The sequence below is a fragment of the Dellaglioa sp. CoH-56-MRSF-10 genome, from assembly GCF_056782175.1.
The window spans coordinates 15,713-35,041 of sequence record NZ_JBXAYF010000006.1; the positions used below are offsets into that span (position 1 = coordinate 15,713).

At 34.0% G+C, this 19,329-nt stretch carries 21 protein-coding genes; 4 read left to right on the forward strand and 17 right to left on the reverse strand.

All coding sequences use genetic code 11. The features are described 5' to 3' along the window. Positions 1 to 230 precede the first annotated feature (230 nt). Entirely contained in the window at positions 231 to 1,334 is a 1,104-nt protein-coding gene (locus AC1RP4_RS06475) for a M24 family metallopeptidase (RefSeq protein ID WP_481761823.1), read from the forward strand. A gap of 192 nt (positions 1,335 to 1,526) precedes the next feature. Here AC1RP4_RS06475 and AC1RP4_RS06480 read toward each other — a convergent pair whose 3' ends face one another. Further along, a complete protein-coding gene (locus AC1RP4_RS06480; RefSeq protein WP_409022765.1) occupies positions 1,527 to 2,036 on the reverse strand; it encodes a hypothetical protein in 510 nt (169 codons plus the stop codon). A gap of 18 nt (positions 2,037 to 2,054) precedes the next feature. Further along, the gene (locus AC1RP4_RS06485) at positions 2,055 to 2,453 is read right to left on the reverse strand and encodes a DUF948 domain-containing protein (protein WP_481761824.1); all 399 of its coding nucleotides are present in this window, start codon (positions 2,451 to 2,453) and stop codon (positions 2,055 to 2,057) included. Positions 2,454 to 2,616: 163 nt separating this feature from the next. Here AC1RP4_RS06485 and AC1RP4_RS06490 point away from each other — a divergent pair, with 163 nt between their 5' ends. After that, positions 2,617 to 3,537, forward strand: a complete 921-nt coding sequence (locus AC1RP4_RS06490; RefSeq protein WP_481761862.1) for a mechanosensitive ion channel family protein — start codon at positions 2,617 to 2,619, stop codon at positions 3,535 to 3,537. A gap of 38 nt (positions 3,538 to 3,575) precedes the next feature. Here AC1RP4_RS06490 and AC1RP4_RS06495 read toward each other — a convergent pair whose 3' ends face one another. From AC1RP4_RS06495 to cbpB, 3 genes are read right to left on the reverse strand one after another with little or no spacing between them, the layout of a single operon-like run. Beyond that, positions 3,576 to 4,721, reverse strand: a complete 1,146-nt coding sequence (locus AC1RP4_RS06495) for an N-acetyldiaminopimelate deacetylase (protein WP_481761825.1) — start codon at positions 4,719 to 4,721, stop codon at positions 3,576 to 3,578. Between the two features lie 30 nt (positions 4,722 to 4,751). Further along, positions 4,752 to 5,459, reverse strand: a complete 708-nt coding sequence (gene dapD / locus AC1RP4_RS06500; RefSeq protein WP_481761826.1) for a 2,3,4,5-tetrahydropyridine-2,6-dicarboxylate N-acetyltransferase — start codon at positions 5,457 to 5,459, stop codon at positions 4,752 to 4,754. Between the two features lie 27 nt (positions 5,460 to 5,486). Beyond that, positions 5,487 to 5,969 carry a cyclic-di-AMP-binding protein CbpB gene (gene cbpB, locus AC1RP4_RS06505; RefSeq protein ID WP_481761827.1) on the reverse strand — a complete coding sequence of 161 codons (483 nt, stop codon included), beginning with the start codon at positions 5,967 to 5,969 and terminating at the stop codon, positions 5,487 to 5,489. A gap of 165 nt (positions 5,970 to 6,134) precedes the next feature. Here cbpB and AC1RP4_RS06510 point away from each other — a divergent pair, with 165 nt between their 5' ends. Further along, positions 6,135 to 6,872, forward strand: coding sequence for an MIP/aquaporin family protein (locus tag AC1RP4_RS06510; protein ID WP_409022771.1), 738 nt, complete (start codon positions 6,135 to 6,137; stop codon positions 6,870 to 6,872). A 48-nt stretch (positions 6,873 to 6,920) separates the two neighbouring features. Here AC1RP4_RS06510 and AC1RP4_RS06515 read toward each other — a convergent pair whose 3' ends face one another. From AC1RP4_RS06515 to racE, 3 genes are read right to left on the reverse strand one after another with little or no spacing between them, the layout of a single operon-like run. Beyond that, positions 6,921 to 7,466: a YfcE family phosphodiesterase gene (locus tag AC1RP4_RS06515; protein WP_481761828.1), complete on the reverse strand. Its 546-nt coding sequence runs from the start codon at positions 7,464 to 7,466 to the stop codon at positions 6,921 to 6,923. Next, positions 7,447 to 8,688 (reverse strand): XTP/dITP diphosphatase, encoded by a 1,242-nt coding sequence (locus AC1RP4_RS06520; RefSeq protein ID WP_481761829.1) that lies wholly within the window; start codon positions 8,686 to 8,688, stop codon positions 7,447 to 7,449. Before AC1RP4_RS06520 ends, AC1RP4_RS06515 begins: the two co-directional genes overlap by 20 nt. 1 nt (position 8,689) lies before the next feature. Continuing rightward, entirely contained in the window at positions 8,690 to 9,499 is an 810-nt protein-coding gene (racE, locus tag AC1RP4_RS06525) for a glutamate racemase (RefSeq protein WP_481761830.1), read from the reverse strand. Between the two features lie 161 nt (positions 9,500 to 9,660). Between racE and AC1RP4_RS06530 the strand changes: the two genes are divergently transcribed. After that, complete coding sequence (locus AC1RP4_RS06530; protein ID WP_481761831.1) at positions 9,661 to 10,149, forward strand: YslB family protein; 489 nt, start codon at positions 9,661 to 9,663, stop codon at positions 10,147 to 10,149. A 55-nt stretch (positions 10,150 to 10,204) separates the two neighbouring features. Here AC1RP4_RS06530 and trxA read toward each other — a convergent pair whose 3' ends face one another. From trxA to AC1RP4_RS06575, 9 genes are all read right to left on the reverse strand, one after another. Beyond that, entirely contained in the window at positions 10,205 to 10,516 is a 312-nt protein-coding gene (trxA, locus tag AC1RP4_RS06535) for a thioredoxin (RefSeq protein WP_409022776.1), read from the reverse strand. An 85-nt stretch (positions 10,517 to 10,601) separates the two neighbouring features. Then, positions 10,602 to 12,959 carry an endonuclease MutS2 gene (locus tag AC1RP4_RS06540; protein ID WP_481761832.1) on the reverse strand — a complete coding sequence of 786 codons (2,358 nt, stop codon included), beginning with the start codon at positions 12,957 to 12,959 and terminating at the stop codon, positions 10,602 to 10,604. Positions 12,960 to 12,978: 19 nt separating this feature from the next. Then, on the reverse strand, positions 12,979 to 13,506 hold the full coding sequence (locus tag AC1RP4_RS06545; RefSeq protein WP_481761833.1) for a CvpA family protein: 528 nt from the start codon (positions 13,504 to 13,506) through the stop codon (positions 12,979 to 12,981). 4 nt (positions 13,507 to 13,510) lie between these two features. Beyond that, positions 13,511 to 13,765, reverse strand: a complete 255-nt coding sequence (zapA, locus tag AC1RP4_RS06550; RefSeq protein WP_481761834.1) for a cell division protein ZapA — start codon at positions 13,763 to 13,765, stop codon at positions 13,511 to 13,513. A gap of 145 nt (positions 13,766 to 13,910) precedes the next feature. Then, positions 13,911 to 14,204, reverse strand: coding sequence for a DUF1292 domain-containing protein (locus tag AC1RP4_RS06555; protein WP_409022780.1), 294 nt, complete (start codon positions 14,202 to 14,204; stop codon positions 13,911 to 13,913). Between the two features lie 14 nt (positions 14,205 to 14,218). Further along, positions 14,219 to 14,653, reverse strand: a complete 435-nt coding sequence (ruvX, locus tag AC1RP4_RS06560; protein WP_409021430.1) for a Holliday junction resolvase RuvX — start codon at positions 14,651 to 14,653, stop codon at positions 14,219 to 14,221. Positions 14,654 to 14,661: 8 nt separating this feature from the next. Continuing rightward, on the reverse strand, positions 14,662 to 14,922 hold the full coding sequence (locus AC1RP4_RS06565) for an IreB family regulatory phosphoprotein (protein WP_481761835.1): 261 nt from the start codon (positions 14,920 to 14,922) through the stop codon (positions 14,662 to 14,664). A 147-nt stretch (positions 14,923 to 15,069) separates the two neighbouring features. After that, positions 15,070 to 17,727, reverse strand: coding sequence for an alanine--tRNA ligase (gene alaS / locus AC1RP4_RS06570; RefSeq protein WP_481761836.1), 2,658 nt, complete (start codon positions 17,725 to 17,727; stop codon positions 15,070 to 15,072). 275 nt (positions 17,728 to 18,002) lie between these two features. Beyond that, positions 18,003 to 19,328: a DEAD/DEAH box helicase gene (locus AC1RP4_RS06575; RefSeq protein WP_409021433.1), complete on the reverse strand. Its 1,326-nt coding sequence runs from the start codon at positions 19,326 to 19,328 to the stop codon at positions 18,003 to 18,005. Position 19,329: the final 1 nt, after the last annotated feature.

Sequence of the window (19,329 nt, forward strand, 5' to 3'; positions counted from 1 at the left end):
AGTATTATTTCCTCTCATTACTTAAATATCAAGTTTTCATTCCGTTTTCAAGCACTAGAATAATTTAGCAAATTTTTAAGACAATTGCAAGCGTTTTTACCTTATTTTCATGAAAATAATTTTTATATTATGAAAATTTCAATTTTTAATTGTTATGAAAATTTCAATATTTAATTGTTATGTCTTACTTATGCTATAATACAGTATACTATTGTAAAGGGAGAGATTTCATGTCACATATTGCATCTTTACAACAATGGCTTGCCAATAATGGTACTGACATTGCTTATATCAACGATCCAATGAGTATTCAATATTTTACCGGTTTTGAAAGTGATCCTATTGAGCGCGTTTTAGCTCTCTTTGTATTTCCTGATCAAGACCCATTTTTATTCACACCCGCTCTTGAAGTCGAAGCTGCCAAAGATACCGGCTGGAAATATCCCGTTTATGGTTATCTTGATCACGAAGATGCTTTCGCAATCATACAAAGTGAAATAAATAAACGTAAAAATTCACCAAAGAAATGGGCTATTGAAAAAGGCAGCCTAACAGTTGAAAGATATGATGCTATTAGTCGTATCTTCCCAAGTGCTGAATTTGTAGCTGATGCAACAAGCTTTATCGAAACACTTAAAGTAATTAAAACACCAGACGAAATTGAAAAATTAAAAATTGCTGGAAAATGGGCAGATGTTGCTTTTGAAGTTGGCTTTAACGCTCTTCAAGAAGGCAGAACTGAACAAGATGTTGTTGCAGAAATTGAATATGCAATGATGAAAAAAGGAATCATGCATATGAGCTTTGACACTATTGTTCAAAGTGGAAAAAATGCCGCTGAACCTCATGGATTTGCAAAAAAGGATCTTATCCAATCAAATGCTTTAACATTATTTGATTTAGGTGTTATCTCAGATGGTTATATTTCAGATGCTAGTCGTACTGTAGCATTCGGTAAACCAAATGAAAAAGCATTAGAAATTCACAAAGTTTGTCTTGAAGCGCAATTAAAAGCGCAATCTGCTGCTAAACCAGGTATGATTGCGGAAGATTTAGATAAAATTGCTCGTGATGTCATCGTCAAGGCTGGTTATGGTGACTACTTTATTCATCGCCTTGGTCATGGTATGGGACAAAGTGAACATGAATTCCCTTCAATTATGGAAGGAAATAAAATGGAACTTAAACCAGGTATGTGTTTCTCAATAGAACCTGGTATTTACATTCCAGGCGTTGCTGGCGTTCGTATTGAAGACTGCATTTATCTAACTGAAAACGGTAATGAACCATTTACAGTTACACCAAAAACATTAAAAACAATTGAACTACACTAATAAAAATAAAAACCCCTAAAGTTAGAAAACTTTAGGGGTTTTTATTTTTAAATATTCCATAAACTACGAGTCTTAACTAAAATAATAGGTAACCATATGCTACTCCTTTTCGAACAACATGTGGTTACCTATTATTTTAAAGTTAATTAATTCAAATAGTTCGCATTAAAAATTGTGGTACTCATTTTACTTTTATTTTTCGCCTGTCCATCCATCTGGATAAATTGTTTCAGCTTTGCCTTCTGCAGCATCAGCATCTTTAGCTTCGCCAAAAGCACTCTTGCTATCAACATAGATGTCTTCTTCAGCTAAGTCTGAAAACTCATCTGTTAAATCAGTCATTTGTTCAAATATATCGTCTGATTCCATAGCTAATTTGTTTTTCAAATCGTTCTTTGCATTAATTAATGCATCTTTAGCATTAACATACGCATCCTGGCTCATTAATAATTCACTTTTTTCAGAAAATTTATCACTTAGATTATTTTTCATTTCATCAAAATCAACCATTTTATCTTTTAAATCAATACTAGCGTCTTCAGCGTAAGCCTTATACTCTAACACGCGATCACGTACATCTAAAGCTTTTTCTTCCAAATGTTCTTTAATATCTTGTTTCGTTTTTTCAGAAATTAATTTAGAAGCTGTATACGCGGCAACCCCACCTGTAACTACCAATCCTAATAAAAATTTTTTTGACATAACAAACCCCTCCTTGTTTTAAACTTTTCTATTTTTATAAAAACTAAATGCCTTTTTACCAACATTAATGAAAGCTGAAGAATCTTTAGCCCTCTTTGACGTCGCTGAAACGTGTGTCATTAATCCTCGACTTGCATCATTCAAATCAGACACACTTTCACTCAAATCAGCAACAGCCTGAAATAAAGGATCAATTGTTGCTACTTTACCATTTACATCGTCTAATAAAATATTTGATTTTACGAGTATATTCTCAACTTCATTTGATAAGCCATCAACATCGCTGGTAATAGATGAAATACTTTTATTCACTTCTCCGAGTGTTCTCATCATTCTCATAAGAACGAAAATAATGAATAGGACTAAGACCGCGAAAGCAACAGCGGCAATTAATCCTGCAATTTGTCCACCTGTCATAATAATTCCTCCTATTTACTTACGTACATTAATTCAAAATCTACTTATAGGATAGCATTCGAACCTAAAAACTGCAATTGATAACATACGACAGTTTTGTATTTAAATTACACATTAGCCCACATGTTTGCTATGATGATATCAATAAATTAATTTAGGGGTGATCGCCATTTTAAACAATCTTTTTTTAGAGCATTTCACAAAGGACAATTTACTTTTAGGGACATTACTAAAAACCGTTACAAAACAAAGTACTTTCCTTTCACGTTACATAGCTCATATCGATTGGGATGCCATTATTAGTAACCTAGTTGAACTAGTTTTTTCTCTTGTTTTCTTTTCTTTTCTATTTATCCTTATAAATTGGATTGGAAAAAAAATCATTCGTCGGACATTTAATCAATATCGAGGATCCGATAGATATTCAACAAATAGAGTTGAAACAATCAATTCACTAACATCAAATATTTTTCACTATATTATGTTATTTTTTTATCTTTACGCTATTCTGTCGGTGCTCGGTGTTCCCGTTGGTACCTTAATTGCAGGTGCCGGAATCTTAAGTGTTGCTTTAGGTCTTGGCGCACAAGGATTCGTAACTGATGTCGTCACTGGATTCTTTATTCTTTTAGAACAACAATTCGATGTTGGAGATATCGTTAGAATTGATTCAATTGAGGGTCCTATCGTGGCTGTCGGCCTACGTACGACTCAAATTGAAGACTATGATGGTATTTTGCATTTTGTCCCAAATAGAAATATCACAATTGTCAGTAATTTATCTCGCAATAATATGCGAGCAGTTATCGATATCCGAATTGATGTCACTGACGATGTGGATAAAATCACCCATATTGTACAGAACGTTAATGAAAAGTTAGTCCCACTTCATCCCGAAATTAAAGATGGACCAAATATTTTAGGTCTAGTTGATCTTGGCAAAGGAAATTTGGTCTTTAGAGTCGTTGTGTTCACTTTAAATGGTGAACAGGCATCTACTCAACGGACATTTCTTGCCGGTTATCTAACGGCTTTAAATGATGCTCAAATACATGTCTTAAACTCACCTATCTCACTTAACTAAAAAATGACTCAATTATGAAATCATAATTGAGTCATTTTTTAGTTTCTTATTTGTTGATCTCTATCTGTCAAAAAATGGACCATTGCAAGAACACCTGCATCAATTGCAGCTTCTTTAGGCGCCAAAAATTCAGAATGTAGCGAGTAAGGACTATCTACACCCAACCAAAACATTGTTCCAGGTATTTTAGACAATAAAAATCCAAAATCTTCTCCCGTCATTGCAGGTTGTGTTTCAACAAATGAAACTTCTGGATCGTTTTTCATAAATCGAATAAAGTTTTCAGTCCTGCTATCATCATTTTCAACAGGTAGATAACCACCTTGAATGAGGTTTAATTCTACTTCGCAATCGTACATTAATGCGATACCCTCACAAATTGTTTTAACACGTTTTTGAATCAATAAATTCATTTCTTGTGTTAACGCACGAATTGTTCCATTAATCTGTGCTTCACCAGCAATAACATTACCAGTCGTTCCAGCAGTAAATTGACCCAACGTAACAACTCCAGATTGTATTGGATCGACATTTCGACTGATAATCGTTTGTAATTGCGTGACCAACTGTGCACCAGCAACTACCATGTCATTAGCCTGATGTGGGTATGCAGCATGTCCACTTTTTCCGGCTAGGTGTGCATGAATTTCACACGTACCTGCGAACAAAGTGCCTAATCGAGTTCCAATTGTTCCAGCAGGTAATTGTGGATTATCATGGAATGCATAAATTTCATCAGGCATCCACTCATCTAATAATCCACTCTCATAGAGTCGCTTACCACCACTGGCATTTTCTTCTGCTGGTTGAAAGATAAAAGTCATATTTACTGTTGGTTGATTTTCAGAAAAGTAATTTAGAATTCCGAGCGCAACCGTCATATGAATATCATGCCCACAAGCATGCATTCTACCTTCATTCCGTGATGAAAATGGCAGTCCTGTCTTTTCAGTAACAGGTAGTCCGTCAATATCAGTCCGATATCCAATTGTATACCCGCCAATAGAACCAACTACTCGAACTAAAATACCAGTTTCAACTGTTTTAATTACTATAAAACTTTGATTAAATTTTGAAATTAAGTTCAGTAGATAGGCTTGAGTTTCAAATTCTTCTAATCCAATTTCCGGAATTTGGTGTAAGTCCCGTCTGATTTTAATTAGTTCTTCAGTTGTTAAACTCATTTCTATCTGTTCCCTCGTTTCAATTTATTTCTAGATATTACGTAACTCTGCTAAAATTTCTGTTTTATCTTTTGTTTTATCATCGATATCTTTAACTTTTTTTGCGGGCATCCCTACGACTACCGTATAAGGTGCAACATCTTTAGTAACAACAGCTCCAGCACCAACAACGGCACCTTTACCAACACGAACGCCTTCAAGCACGACAACATTTCCACCAATTAAAACGTCATCTTCAATAATAACAGGTGTTGCTGAAGGTGGTTCGACAACCCCAGCAAGTACTGTTCCAGCACCAATATGACAATTATCTCCAACAATTGCACGACCACCTAAAACAGCACCCATATCAATCATTGTTCCCTTACCAATTTCAGCACCAATATTAATGATAGCGCCCATCATGATAACAGCGTTATCGCCAATTAAAACTTGATCGCGAATAACTGCACCTGGTTCAATACGTGCATTAATCTTTTTTAAATCTAATAACGGAACAGCTGAATTACGAGTTTCATTTTCAATATGAGAACTTACAATTTTTGAATTTTCATTTAGGAAAGGTTCAATATCTGCCCAATCACCAAATAAAACGCCAGCTTTATCATTTAAGTAGTCTTCTATCGTATCTGGTACATCGATTTCAACTAAATCCCCTTTAATATATACCTTAACGGGTGTTTTCTTTTTTGAAGTGCTAATAAAATTAATAATTTCGTGTGCATCTAAATTTGCCATCATCATTCTCCTAATATTTCATATTATTTATTTTCTTTCTTTAGTTTCAATATCTTGAACTATATACTCTTTTTCAAATTCATGAGCAATATGATTCATACTTTTCATAAGCTCACGACGTGTCACGATACCTGTAAAACTGCCCTCAGAAGAAACAACTGATAAAAAGGGATGGTCCACAAGTAAGTGCAAAACATTCTCAATATCGTAAGGATCTTGAATAGTGGGAATATCAGTTTCCATAACATCTTTAACACGAACTTCGTGTAATCGGCTGACATCCAATTCATCTAATCCTAACATTGTCTCAGTAATCATAGACAAGGATAACAATCCTTTAAACTTATAATCATTATCTAAAACGGGAATTTTAGCATAATGAACTTTTGTTAAAACCAATAGTGCGTGATCCAGGAAGTTATTTTCTTGTACATTAGCAACAATTTCAGCTGGAATTAAAAAGTGTTCCTGGTTTTCGGATAACATTTTTTCAATAGACTTAGCTATCATTCAATAGGTCCTCCTTCCAAACTTTTAGAACAACTCCTATTTTATAATAAATTGAACGCAGACACTAATTTTTTTTAAAAATCGAGCCAATTATTAATAAATATTTACATTTGTTCGCAATATTGGTAACATAATAAATATTGCGAACAAAAATAGGAGGATACAATGGATTATACATTAACAACAAGATTAGCTGCAGAATTTATTGGTACAGCAATTATGGTTATTTTAGGTAATGGTTCGGTGGCCAATGTCGAACTTGGGCATACAAAAGGACATGGTAGTGATTGGGCTTTAATCGCCTTCGGTTATGGATTCGGTGTTATGATTCCCGCCTTAATCTTTGGTAGTATTTCAGCAAATCATATTAATCCAGCTTTCACTTTAGGATTAGCTTTTTCTGGTTTGTTCCCATGGGGTGAAGTACTTCCCTACATGACAGTACAATTTTTAGGTGCATTCGTTGGACAAGCTATTGTTGTTGCAGCCTACAAACCTTACTATGATCAAACAACTGATCCTGAACGTATTTTAGGTACTTTCTCAACTATTGATGCCGCTCAAAGTAAATTAAATGGTTTTATTAATGAATTTGTTGGTACTTTCATTTTGATATTTGGCGCCATTGGTATTACAAAAGCACCATTTTTCTCCGATAACCTCGGAACAGCTCATCTCGGATTAGGTTTCTTAGTCCTTGTATTAGTTGCATCATTGGGTGGCGCAACTGGCCCAGCCCTAAACCCAGCTCGTGATCTTGCTCCACGTTTACTACATCAACTATTACCTCTTAAAAATAAAGGTAACTCACAATGGGATTATAGTTGGGTCCCAGTCGTTGCACCAATTGCAGCCGGCATTTGTGCCGTTTTCCTATACAAATCACTTTTTATGCTAGCTTAAATTTTAAAAACCTCTAAACGATAAAATTCGTTTAGAGGTTTTTTTTCGCTATTTACGTTTAAACTCGCAAGTTAATTCTGGTATTAATTTATGCTGTCTAGTGAAATATGAGACGTGAACATTTTTTTCGTTTGCTTCTACTATCGCATATGTTCCACCAATCCCTTGATACATCCCTCTAGGAAGACTAATGCTCCCAGGATTTAAAATTAATACGCCATCGTCAGTCATCTCACATCCTAATTCATGAGTATGTCCAAAAAATACGAATTTAGCATGATTAGCCTTAGCTTTTAATTCAAGTGTGAACAGTCCTGTTTTAACGTTAGTCAGATGCCCGTGAGAGAGATAGATAGTTTCCCCGCTCACAATTTCAACTAATTCTTCTGGAAAATTCATATCAAAATCCATGTTTCCTAGGACACCATCAAATTTATTAAAAAGCGGATCATTTGCTTCTAATTCTGAATCGCCACAATGAAAAAATACATCAACTTGATTTTTATTATGTACTAAAATAGATTCTAATATATCACGATCTCCATGACTATCACTCACAACTAAGCACTTCATCTTATTTTTCCCACCAATCATTAAAATTTGACATTAACTTGACGGTTGCACGACCGCGATGACTAATTTTATTTTTTTCTACTTCAGTCAGTTCAGCCATAGACTTATATAATTCAGGTACATAAAAAAGTGAGTCATAACCAAATCCGTTATCTCCACGTGGTATACCCAAAATTTCTCCAGCCACTTCACCGTCTACAACTAGTGACTCGTTACCAGGTTTTGCAAAAACTAACGTTGTATGGAAATTTGCAGTCCTTTTGTCTTTCGGCACGTCAGTCATTTCATGTAATAATTTCGCATTATTCGCAGCGTCATTATGGTCCTCAGCAAAACGAGCAGAAAATATACCTGGTCGACCATCTAAGGCGTCCACCATTAAACCAGAATCATCTGCTAAAACAGGTAATTGTGTTAATTGTGAAATTGTTTCTGCCTTTAATCTTGCATTCTCTTCAAATGTTTTCCCAGTTTCTTCAACATCTGGTAATTCAGGATAGTCCAACAACGTAGTAACTTTAAATCCTAGTGGATTAAAAAAACGTTTAAATTCAGTCGCTTTTCCTTCATTTTTAGTTGCAATTAAAATCACATCTTTTTGATTCTCAATATGTTCATTTTGAATTAAAATGGTTTTCTTCTGCGAATTACCCATTAATTCTGATAATCCTGACATTGCTCCACCTAAAAGTTGCGTTAATTTGTCACCAAGTAAATCAGCATTAGATTTTTCAAAATTCAATTGTAAAAAAGCCCCTGATTCATTTTGAACAATTAATAAATGACTATCGGCTGTTTCCTCTTCTTCACTTGTTAAATCAGCAAATAACTCATCATGAATGAAACCAACATTAATCGCTGAAAATGGTTTTAATTTTTGACCGTTACTCTTTAACAATAAATTTTGAATTGCTACATAACTCGCATTAATAACTGTTGCAATAATATCCCCATCAGCTTGCATGATTTGTACTTGTAAATTAAATCCAGTATCTTTTAATGTTTCTGCCAAGGCCGTCTTAAGCGATGATAAAATCAATTCAATTTTGACATTGCTTTGAGCACTCAACCACTGATTAACGTCTACTTTCAATTCACCAATGTTATCTGTTTCGTTAACTAAAATTGTTACCTTAGTCAAGCCCAACTGGTATTCAATCGCACTATCGACTTCCTTAAGACTTAATTTTGTAATTGAGACTGGTCTAACTTCTAAATTATCTCGATTCTCATTTTTACGCATGTTAGTCTCCCTGTCCTAAATGAATTGTTTTAGAATTTATATTTTCTAATCCTAACCAACCTGATGCAATTTCGTTAAAATCATTCGCATCACCCGTCGTAAAAAATTCATGTTCAATTTTTGCTTCACTTTTAGCCGCAATATTAAAATAATCTAAGATAGTTGAAACATCGTTAACTGTTTCAGCTCCTGAATCAATCAACGTTACTTTATCACCAACCGCATTTTGAATAAAAGGTCTGAGTAATGGATAGTGAGTACAGCCCATGACTAGTGTATCAATGTTTTTATCATCAAAAAAAGCTAACGTTTCATTAACAACTCGTTCAGCGATTTCTGATTCGTATTGATCACTCTCGACAATTGGGACGAACTTTGGACAAGGTAAGCTCGTCACAAATAAATTAGGATTTTTTTCATGTAACGTATTACTATATGCGCTACTTTTAATCGTACCTTCCGTCCCAATAACGCCTACTCTTTGGTTTTTAGATGACTTAATTGCCGCTCTACTTCCTGGTTTTATAACACCAATCACTGGGATTGCTAATTTTTCTCGTAAATCATCCAAGGCAGCAGCCGTTGCTGTATTACAAGCAATCACTAACATTTTTATCCCTTTACTTAACAAAAAAGATGTCATATCCCAAGTGAATTCTAAAACTTGTTCTGAGGGCCGAGGTCCATATGGCATTCTAGCTGTATCACCTAAATAGTATATTTTTTCGTTTGGTAATTGTTTAAGTGCTTCTTTTACAACTGTTAATCCACCAACACCTGAATCAATAAATCCAATTGCTTGATTATTCATTTTCTAACCTCTTTTTCGATTACTTATCAATCTTAATTATGACTTGTCTTTACTCAAAATTCAAGTCTAGTCATTTAACATTAATTTATGAAAAATCAATATCATCTAATCTTAAATAACGGTATAATACTTGTATATTATATATCCAGAGGGAGATCCATATGAAACCAAATTTGATTGAAAATTTATTATCAGCTGACAACAATGATACATTCGCATATGAACTTATTCGCGATAGTTTAATACCAGAAGTAATTGGTACGGATACAACAATTTTATACTGGGTTGGTAAAAAAATGGCCCGTAATGCTAACCTCGCTAATATTGCAGACCTTATTACCTTTTTTGAAAAGGCAAATTGGGGTACTCTTGAAGTGGTTAAAGAAAAAAAAGACAAGCAAACTTGGTTACTATCTGGTAATATTGTTACCTTCAGACAGAATCAGATTAAGTCTGCTGATTTTAACCTAGAAGCTGGGTTTATTGCTGAAACTATCCAAATTCAAAGTGGTTTCACATCAGAAACAATAATTGAAAATCAAAATAATAAATCCGGTGTTTCAATTATTGTTCAAACTGATTTAAAAGATCCTAATATGACAGAACCAACTGACCAATTTCACTTCAAAGTACCAACTGAAACTGAATAATTATCGAATAGATAATTAAAAAGAGCTGACTTTAAAAGTCAGCTCTTTTTAATTACTAAATATATTGTGCTAAAACTTCTTTAACCTGATCTTTTGAATGATAACCGACGATTGTATCAACAACTTCGCCATCTTTTTTAATCATTAAAGTTGGAATACTCATGATACCAAAAGATTGTGCTGTTGCTGGATTTTGATCAATATCCATTTTAGAAAATTTTACTTTATCGCCCATTTCTTGTTCTAAATCTTCAATAGCTGGCGATTGCATACGACAAGGACCACACCATGTTGCCCAAAAATCTGTCAATGTTACACCTGAATCTGTTACTTTTTCAAATTCTTTATCTGTAATTGCTTGTACCATTTGAATTCCCCCTTTTATTATTTATGTGACCATCATATCAAAGAAAATAATACCACGCCACATTTTTGCTTACAAAAAGTAAACGTTACTTGAATTCTACGATAGTTGCGCCATTTCCACCAGCATTGGGTGCTGCAAATTCAAATGACTTAACATGACGATTTGATTTCAAATAATCTGTTATTCCAGTTCTTAAGGCTCCAGTCCCTTTACCATGAACAATAGTAACAGAAGCATATCCAGCAAGTAAAACAGAATCAATATACTGATCAACTTGGCTCATTGCATCATCATAGCGCTGTCCACGAAGATCAAGCGATGTTGAAACGCTTGTTGAAGCCGCATTTTTAAAAATGGTTCTATCCTTTTTATCATTCTCGATATGAACTTTTTGAAGGTCGTTTTCATTAATTTTCATTTTTAGAATACCAAGTTGAACTTCCCACTCTGTCTTACTCATTTTTTTAACTAAAACACCTTGTTGACCATAAGTTTTAACTAAGACATCGTCGTTCACATGGAATTCTTGTTTATTTTTAGCTCGTTGTAGGACCTTATTTTTCTTCAAAGCATTTGTTGGTTGATGCATTTGTGATAATTGTGATTTTGCATCAATTAATTCATGTTCTTTAACAGCTTGTCCTTGAAGCATCTGCATTTGGCGAATTTCTTTTATTATTTTATCTGCATTTATTTCTGCTTCTGCCACGATTTCATTAGCTTTTCCCTTAGCCTTATCCGTCATTGACTCTCTTTGCGCAACAAACTCGGCATACTGTTTAGCTAGGTCATCATGTAATTTCGTTGAATCTTCTAGTTGTGCTTTTAATGCCAGTGTCTCATCTTCTGCCTTTTTTCGCTTACTCATTAAGTCAGAAATCATTTCATTCAAATCTTGGCTATCTTGATTGGTCAAGTTTTGCGCTTGATCAACAACATTTGACGCTAACCCAATTTTACGAGAAATATCAAACGCATTACTACGACCAGGTATTCCAATTAATAATCGATAAGTTGGTTGTAACGTTTCACTATCAAATTCCATACTAGCATTAATTGTTCCAGCACGATTAAACCCATACGCTTTTAATTCGGGATAATGTGTTGTAGCAACTGTATAACTACCTTTTTCTCCAACAGCATCAAGAATTGCAATCGCCAAAGCTGCACCTTCTTGTGGATCCGTTCCAGCTCCTAATTCATCAAATAAAACTAATGAATGTTCGTTAATATTAGCTAAAATAGAAACGATATTAGTCATATGAGCAGAAAATGTACTTAAGCTCTGTTCAATCGATTGTTCATCCCCAATATCTGCAAAGATATCTTCAAAAATACCAATACGACTACCTTCATTTGTTGGAATATTTAAACCTGATTGTCCCATCATCTGAATTAAGCCTAATGTTTTTAACGTAATTGTTTTACCACCGGTATTAGGTCCCGTAACAACAATTGCTTGATAATCTTTTCCTAACATAATATCGTTAGCAACTACTTTTTTACTATCCAATAAAGGATGACGTGCTTGTCTTAAAAAAATGTCATTTTCAACACTAATTGCTGGTTCAGTTGCTTTAATTGAGCTTGCATATTGTGCCTTTGCATTAACAAAATCGAAATGTCCTAAAATATAAGCATTTTCTAAAATTTCTGCTGTAAAAGGTGCAACTAATTCAGATAACTCTGCCAAAATACGACGTTCTTCATCTGCTTGAGCAAGTTGCTGTTCGCGTAAATGATTATTCATCTCGACAATTGCTTGCGGTTCAATAAATAAGGTCTGTCCTGTTGCACTTTGGTCATGAACAGCGCCACCAAATTGACCACGATATTCTGCCTTAACAGGGATAACGTAACGTTCATTTCTAATTGTAATTAATGTTTCACTTAAATATTTAGCACTTTTACCACGCGTAAATTCTTGTAGTTTAGCTCTAATGGCACTTTCCGAGCGTAAAATATTTTGTCGAATATTATGCAATACTGGTGAAGCCTCATCAGTAATGTGACCATCATTTTCAATTGACTGATTCAACCTACGATTAATTTCAGGTAGATTTTCAAGCTTTTCTATCCATTCAAATAATCTCGTTAATTCAATTTCAGAATCTGCTAAATCTTTAAAAAATAATTTAACCTCATTAGTCGTTCGTAGTACACGACCAACAGCAGATAGCTCTTTACCATTCAAAGAAGCTCCCATATCTAACCGTTTCATATGTGGCTTAACGTTGACTAATTGTGGTAAAGGAATGCCACCGCGGAGTCGCAATATCTTCACAGCATCTTGTGTTTCGTCTAAATCCTTTTGGATTTTTTCGAGATTAGTCATCGGCTCTAATGCCTTAACTTCTTCTTGTCCAGATTCAGTAGATATAAATGTTTGAATTTGTTGTTTAACTTTTTGATATTCTAATGTCTTTAATCCTTTTTCGTTCATACTTTAATTCTCCTAACATTTAATCTGTAGATGATGTATTTGTAATGAACATCTTTTTAGCTATTGTTGGCGTATCTGTTAGTATTTTTTGAGCAACCGTCGATTCTAAAACAGCTTCATTAACTTTTTGATTAGGCCAAGCCGACAAAATAATTAACCCAATAAAAATAAAAACAAACATCAGTATAACCGATAGAACCCCACCAATTAGTGAATTCACCTGATGAATAACTGGTAATTTTGTAACAGAATTTATTACTCTAATAATACCTCTAATGAGTATACCGCCAACCACAAATAAAGCCGCAAATACAATCATCGAATAAAAGTTAGTCTGAAGATGGTTCGTAATAGATGTCTTATCAGTTTCCATAATTTTAGGGAAACGTTCTCCCAACCAAATAGTAACAGGATTTGTTAAAACTTTAGCAAATAAATAGATAGCGATAAATCCTACAATTCTCAAAAGCGTTAATACTAATCCTTTTCTATAACCGTTAAAAAATGACACAATTAATAAAAAGATAACAATTAAAGAAACTGTCATAATATTACTCCTTTACTTGTGTTTCACCATTAATTTCATTTAATTTTTCTTGTAATTTAATTTGATCTGAAACTGCGTTGATAGCTACTAATATCGCTACTTGTTCATCATCTATTTCAGGTAGCATGTCCTTCACTGATTGAAATTCATTTTTCACCAATGTTGCTACGGCGTCCATGTGTGTGTCTGATTCTGATCCAATAATTGTATACACTTTTTTACCGATTTTAGTCTTATATCTATTCTTTTGATTTTCCAATGAACACCCTCCTTACATTTAATCATTTAAAAATAATTTTACCACGAATTGATCAAAAGAGATATGTGTATCATAGTCCATAATATATAATTTAAAACAAAATAAAAAAGTTAAACCAATTTGGCTCAACTTTTTAAATAATCTTCTATTGCATACTTTCATCTGAAAGGAAGGTATTCAATACTTCTTCTACCATATCCCATTCATCATCGTCTTCGATTGGTTCTAAATCACTTTCAGTTGCTTCACCATTCTCATTAGGACTAAATGAGTAAGCTTGAATTTCAACCTCTTCATCAGCTTCTGAGCCAAGTGGATAAAGCATAATATATGATTTATTGTAATCATCAGATTCAAAGGTAAACAGAACTTCAAAAAGTGTTTCATTACCGTTATCATCTACTAATGTAATCTGTTGGTTTTCTTCTTCATTATTCATATTGTGACCTCACTTTATTCTTTAGTTAATTTGCCTTTACCATCTAAATAATTCTGTAAAATTAGGCTTGCAGCAAGTTTATCAATAACTTTTTTTCTTTTTTTTCTTGATGTATCGGCCTGTTCAACAAGCATACGTTCTGCCTCAACAGTTGTCAACCGTTCATCTTGAAAATCAATTGGCAAGCCAAAAGTTTCAACTAATAACTCGCCGTACTTTTGCGCAGCTTCAGCACGAGGGCCTAATGAGTTGTTCATATTTTTGGGTAAGCCGAGTACAAAGCCAGTTACTTCATACTCTGTAACCAATTCTTTGACACGTTCAATACCAAAGTCACTTCTGTCTTCATTAATACGAATAATTTCAACGCCTTGGGCAGTCCATCCTAATAAATCGCTCATTGAAACGCCGACCGTTCTTGAACCAATATCCAAGCCCATTAATCTCATTTAATTTCCTACTTTTCTTCTGTATTTAAGTAATTTTTAACTAACTCTTCAACAATTTCATCGCGTTCATATTTTCTAATTAAATTACGTGCGTCATTAAATCTAGGAATATAAGCAGGATCGCCCGATAACAAATAGCCAACAATCTGGTTAATAGGGTTGTACCCTTTTTCTTCTAATGATTGGTAAACAGTTACCAATGTATCGTGGACATCTTTTTTATTATTTTCGTCAAAATTAAAGAACATTGTTTTATCTAATGAACTCATAACGTGGCACCCCCATCAATTTATTAACCTAGCTCTATTCTACTAAAAAAAGGACCATTCGACAATCAAAACAAGCTGATGTAATCAAGCCGTAATATAATAAAGAGTATTTATCTATTTATTATTAGATAAATACTCCTTTAATTATTATTTGGTTTGATTATTTAACCAATTTGCTGCTTCTTTGATTGCATCAGCTAAACCTGCTGGATTTTTACCACCTGCTTGAGCTAAGTCTGGTCGGCCACCGCCACCACCGCCAACAAGTGGCGCAATCGTCTTAATTAAATCGCCCGCTTTTAATCCTGATTTAATGCCATCAGCACTAACTGCCGTAATTAAATTAACTTTACCGTCATCACTTGTTGTTCCAATAGCCAAAACATCTGATAATTCTTGGGTTTTCCATTGGTCAGCCAATTGACGTAATTGAGACATCCCTGAAACTGAAACTTTTGCTGCAATTAACGTTTTACCATTAATTTCTTGTTTATTTTTGAAAACATCCCCAGCTTGTTGGCTAGCAATTTTATCTTCAAATGCTTGAATTTGTTGTTCACTTACTTTTAATGCACTTTGTAATTGTTCAATTTTATTTGAAACTTCTACGACTTTATTTACTTTTACTTGTTGTGCTACTGTTTCTAAGAGTTCGTTACGTCCGTTTAAGAAATCAAAAGCTTCTTTAGAAGTTACTGCTTCAATACGACGAACGCCGGCACCAACACCTGATTCAGAAATAATTTTAAATAAGCCGATTTCACTCGTATTTGAAACGTGCGTACCACCACAGAATTCAATTGAATAATCGCCAATTTTCACAACCCGCACAATTTTTCCATATTTTTCTGAGAATAAAGCAATGGCACCCATATTTTTAGCAGAATCAATATCTGTTTCAACAGTTTCAACAGCTAACTCAGCCCAAATCTTATCGTTAACAATCTTTTCAACTTGTTTTAACTGTTTCTCTGAAACGGAACCAATATTTGTAAAATCAAACCGTAGATAAGTGGGTTCGACTAATGACCCAGCTTGATGTGTATGTTCGCCCAGAACATCTCGCAATGCTTGATCAAGTAAATGTGTCGCCGTATGATTTTTTTCAACTTTTTTATGGAAATCTTGATTAATTTCTAGTGTCACTAATTGGTCTTTTTTCATTGCTGCAAGAACTTTAATGGCGTGTAAATTTTGTCCATTAGGTGCATGTTGAACTTCTTCAACTTCAGCAATAACATTGCCTTCTGTATCTTTGATAGTTCCTTTATCAGCAACTTGTCCACCCATTTCAGCGTAAAATGGTGTTTTTGAAAAAATAACTTGAGCGTTATCACCTGGTTTTATGTTATCTACTAACTCGTTATCCACAATTAAATCAACCACTTTGGCGTCATCCACATTAGCTTGTGTATAACCAACATATTCACTAATTGTTTTAATATCTGTTAACATCCCATTTTGAACACCCATTGATTTAGCATTACTACGTGCAGCACGAGCACGATCCTTCTGCTGTTGCATTTCAGCGTTAAACCCTACTTGATCTACAGATAATCCTTCATCTTCGGCATATTCTTTCGTTAATTCAAATGGAAAACCATAAGTATCGTACAATTTAAAGACACCAGCACCAGTTAGCTCTACTTTATTTTCTTTTTTAGTCGTTAAAATAAGATTATTTAATAACTGTAATCCATCTTTTAATGTTTCATTAAATCGTTCTTCTTCAGAACGAACAATTTTAGAAATATACTCTGATTGTTCTAAAACTTCCGGATAATAATCCTTCATAATATTACCAACAACAGGTACAAGTTGCGTTAAAAATGATCCTTCTATCCCTAATTTTTGTCCATGCATCACTGCACGACGAATTAATCGACGAATAACATAGCCACGTCCTTCATTAGAAGGTAAAGCGCCATCACCAATGGCAAATGAAATTGCACGCGCATGATCTGCAATAACCTTAAATGAAATATCATCTTGGGCATTATCATCATATTTTTTATTATTACTCATTTTTTCAGTTGCATCAATTAAGGGTAAGAATAAATCTGTTTCAAAATTAGTTTTTGCATTTTGGAAAATCGAAACAACACGTTCTAAACCCATCCCCGTATCAATATTTTGATGAGGTAGTGGTTCATAGTTATTTTCAGGTGTGTGATTAAATTCAGAGAACACGATATTCCAAACTTCTAGATAACGTTCATTTTCGCCACCAGGATAATTTTCGTCATCATCCTCAGCTAAGTTATTAAAACTTTGTCCACGATCATAAAAAATTTCTGTATCAGGTCCACTAGGTCCTTGTCCAATATCCCAAAAGTTATCTTCTACTTCTACTAGATGATCCTTTGGTAACTTAACTTCTTCTAACCAGATACGTTTTGCTTCCAAATCTTTTGGGTAAACAGTAACGTATAGTTTTTCAGCATCAAATGCGAACCATTTTTCACTTGTTAATAATTCCCAAGCCCAATTAATTGCTTCTGGTTTAAAATAATCCCCAATTGAGAAATTACCCAACATTTCGAATAACGTATGATGACGTGCTGTCTTACCAACATTCTCGATATCATTCGTACGAATACTTTTTTGGGCATTCGTAATTCTAGGATTTTCTGGTACAACTGATCCATCAAAATATTTTTTTAAAGTTGCAACACCGGAATTAATCCACAGTAATGTGGGATCATCCACAGGTAGTAATGAGGCACTAGGTTCAATTGTATGGCCTTTTTCTTTAAAGAAATCTAAATACATTTGGCGTATTTCAGTACTTGTCATTTTTTTCATAAGTGTGACTTCCCTTCTATTTTTAAGCAAAAAACACCGCTGCGAGTAAGGACGCTTATAGCGCGGTACCACCTTACTTGCAACGATGTTTTAGTCGTTTACCTCTTAAACTCGATAACGTTGAGTGGACGTCATTCTATTAATACTTAACACAAGGCAGCTTTTTTAAATAATCATTTCTCTCAGCAAATGAAATGTTTCTGTTAGGCTATTTAAATTTATCCCTGTTTCTAATAAAAATTATATTGAAATCGACTCAAATTGTCAAATTAAGCTTACGACTCTTTACGATTTTGTTTTCTGTTAACGCGACGATCCATTTGATCTTTACGTTTAATTGCTTTTTGAATCTTTTTCTTATATCCAGGTTTACGTTTTTTCTTCTCTTTTTTAACCATTCCTTTGATTACTGGAGCTAAAGGATCTTTGGTTTGTTTACGATTTTCACGGCGATTACGATCATAAGAATCAACGATTTCACCTTTTTTAATATCTTTAGGTGCAAATTTAATCCCCATTGCTTCTAACTCAGCAATTTTATTTTCTTCATTTGGTTCATATAACGTCATCGCAATACCACTCAAACCGTTACGACCAGTACGTCCAACACGATGAATGAAGAATTCTAAATCATTTGGAATATCATCATTGATGACATGTGAAACACCCTCAATATCAATTCCACGCGCTGCCAAATCAGTTGCGACAACATATTGAAAATCTAAATTTTGAACTTCTTTCATGACACGTTTTCGTTCACGAGCTGGCACATCACCATGAATTTTAGCAACTTTTAAATTCTTACCACGTAAATACTCAACAATTTCATCAACACGTGTTTTTGTATTTGCAAAAATAAGTGCGATATATGGTTGTCCCATCGTAATTAATTGATAAATAACTTCATTACGATCATGACCCTTCGTTGGAATAATCCAGTTTTCAATCGTATCACTAATAACTGATTTAGCTGCAATTTCTTCAACTACTGGGTTCTTCATGTATTTCTTTAAAAATGGTTGTAATTTTTGTGGAATAGTTGCTGAAAACACCATCATTTGAAGATCAGAAGGTAATGCAGATGCAATTTGATCAGTTTCTTTCAAAAACCCTAAATCAAGTGTCATATCTGCTTCATCTACAACTAAAGTTGATGCATTATGAATATCTAAAGCGTTACTGCTCATTAAATCAGCAATACGTCCAGGTGTCCCAATGACAATTTGTGGTTGTCTTCTACTTAATTTATCGATTTGACGCTGTTTATCTGTCCCACCAACATAATTTTGAATATGAATAGGTTCGGGACTAAATTCTGCCAATTGCTTAGCAGCTTCATAAATTTGGTAAGCAAGTTCACGACTTGGTGTCGTAATAACTGCTTGAACCGTATTATTTGAAGGATCAAGTTGATTAAAGATTGGTAATAGGAAAGTATGTGTTTTACCACTACCCGTTTGTGATTGACCTACAACGCTTTTACCCTTTAAAACAACTGGTATTAAGCGTTGTTGAACTTCTGTTGGTACATTAAAATGAATTGCTTCAATCGCTTTTAAAAGATACGATTTCAATCCAAAATTTTTAAAATTTTCTGGCATT

Bases quoted from the DNA above. Each gene is read 5' to 3' on its own strand.
- AC1RP4_RS06520 (WP_481761829.1), bottom strand. From the start codon at position 8,688: ATGCGTAAAAATGAGAATCGAGATAATTTAGAAGTTAGACCAGTCTCA.
- AC1RP4_RS06475 (WP_481761823.1), top strand. From the start codon at position 231: ATGTCACATATTGCATCTTTACAACAATGGCTTGCCAATAATGGTACT.
- AC1RP4_RS06575 (WP_409021433.1), bottom strand. From the start codon at position 19,328: ATGCCAGAAAATTTTAAAAATTTTGGATTGAAATCGTATCTTTTAAAA.
- trxA (WP_409022776.1), bottom strand. From the start codon at position 10,516: ATGGTACAAGCAATTACAGATAAAGAATTTGAAAAAGTAACAGATTCA.
- AC1RP4_RS06485 (WP_481761824.1), bottom strand. From the start codon at position 2,453: ATGACAGGTGGACAAATTGCAGGATTAATTGCCGCTGTTGCTTTCGCG.
- AC1RP4_RS06530 (WP_481761831.1), top strand. From the start codon at position 9,661: ATGAAACCAAATTTGATTGAAAATTTATTATCAGCTGACAACAATGAT.
- AC1RP4_RS06495 (WP_481761825.1), bottom strand. From the start codon at position 4,721: ATGAGTTTAACAACTGAAGAACTAATTAAAATCAGACGGGACTTACAC.
- dapD (WP_481761826.1), bottom strand. From the start codon at position 5,459: ATGGCAAATTTAGATGCACACGAAATTATTAATTTTATTAGCACTTCA.
- AC1RP4_RS06545 (WP_481761833.1), bottom strand. From the start codon at position 13,506: ATGACAGTTTCTTTAATTGTTATCTTTTTATTAATTGTGTCATTTTTT.
- ruvX (WP_409021430.1), bottom strand. From the start codon at position 14,653: ATGAGATTAATGGGCTTGGATATTGGTTCAAGAACGGTCGGCGTTTCA.
- alaS (WP_481761836.1), bottom strand. From the start codon at position 17,727: ATGAAAAAAATGACAAGTACTGAAATACGCCAAATGTATTTAGATTTC.
- AC1RP4_RS06565 (WP_481761835.1), bottom strand. From the start codon at position 14,922: ATGAGTTCATTAGATAAAACAATGTTCTTTAATTTTGACGAAAATAAT.
- AC1RP4_RS06510 (WP_409022771.1), top strand. From the start codon at position 6,135: ATGGATTATACATTAACAACAAGATTAGCTGCAGAATTTATTGGTACA.
- AC1RP4_RS06515 (WP_481761828.1), bottom strand. From the start codon at position 7,466: ATGATTGGTGGGAAAAATAAGATGAAGTGCTTAGTTGTGAGTGATAGT.
- AC1RP4_RS06540 (WP_481761832.1), bottom strand. From the start codon at position 12,959: ATGAACGAAAAAGGATTAAAGACATTAGAATATCAAAAAGTTAAACAA.
- AC1RP4_RS06480 (WP_409022765.1), bottom strand. From the start codon at position 2,036: ATGTCAAAAAAATTTTTATTAGGATTGGTAGTTACAGGTGGGGTTGCC.
- AC1RP4_RS06555 (WP_409022780.1), bottom strand. From the start codon at position 14,204: ATGAATAATGAAGAAGAAAACCAACAGATTACATTAGTAGATGATAAC.
- cbpB (WP_481761827.1), bottom strand. From the start codon at position 5,969: ATGATAGCTAAGTCTATTGAAAAAATGTTATCCGAAAACCAGGAACAC.
- racE (WP_481761830.1), bottom strand. From the start codon at position 9,499: ATGAATAATCAAGCAATTGGATTTATTGATTCAGGTGTTGGTGGATTA.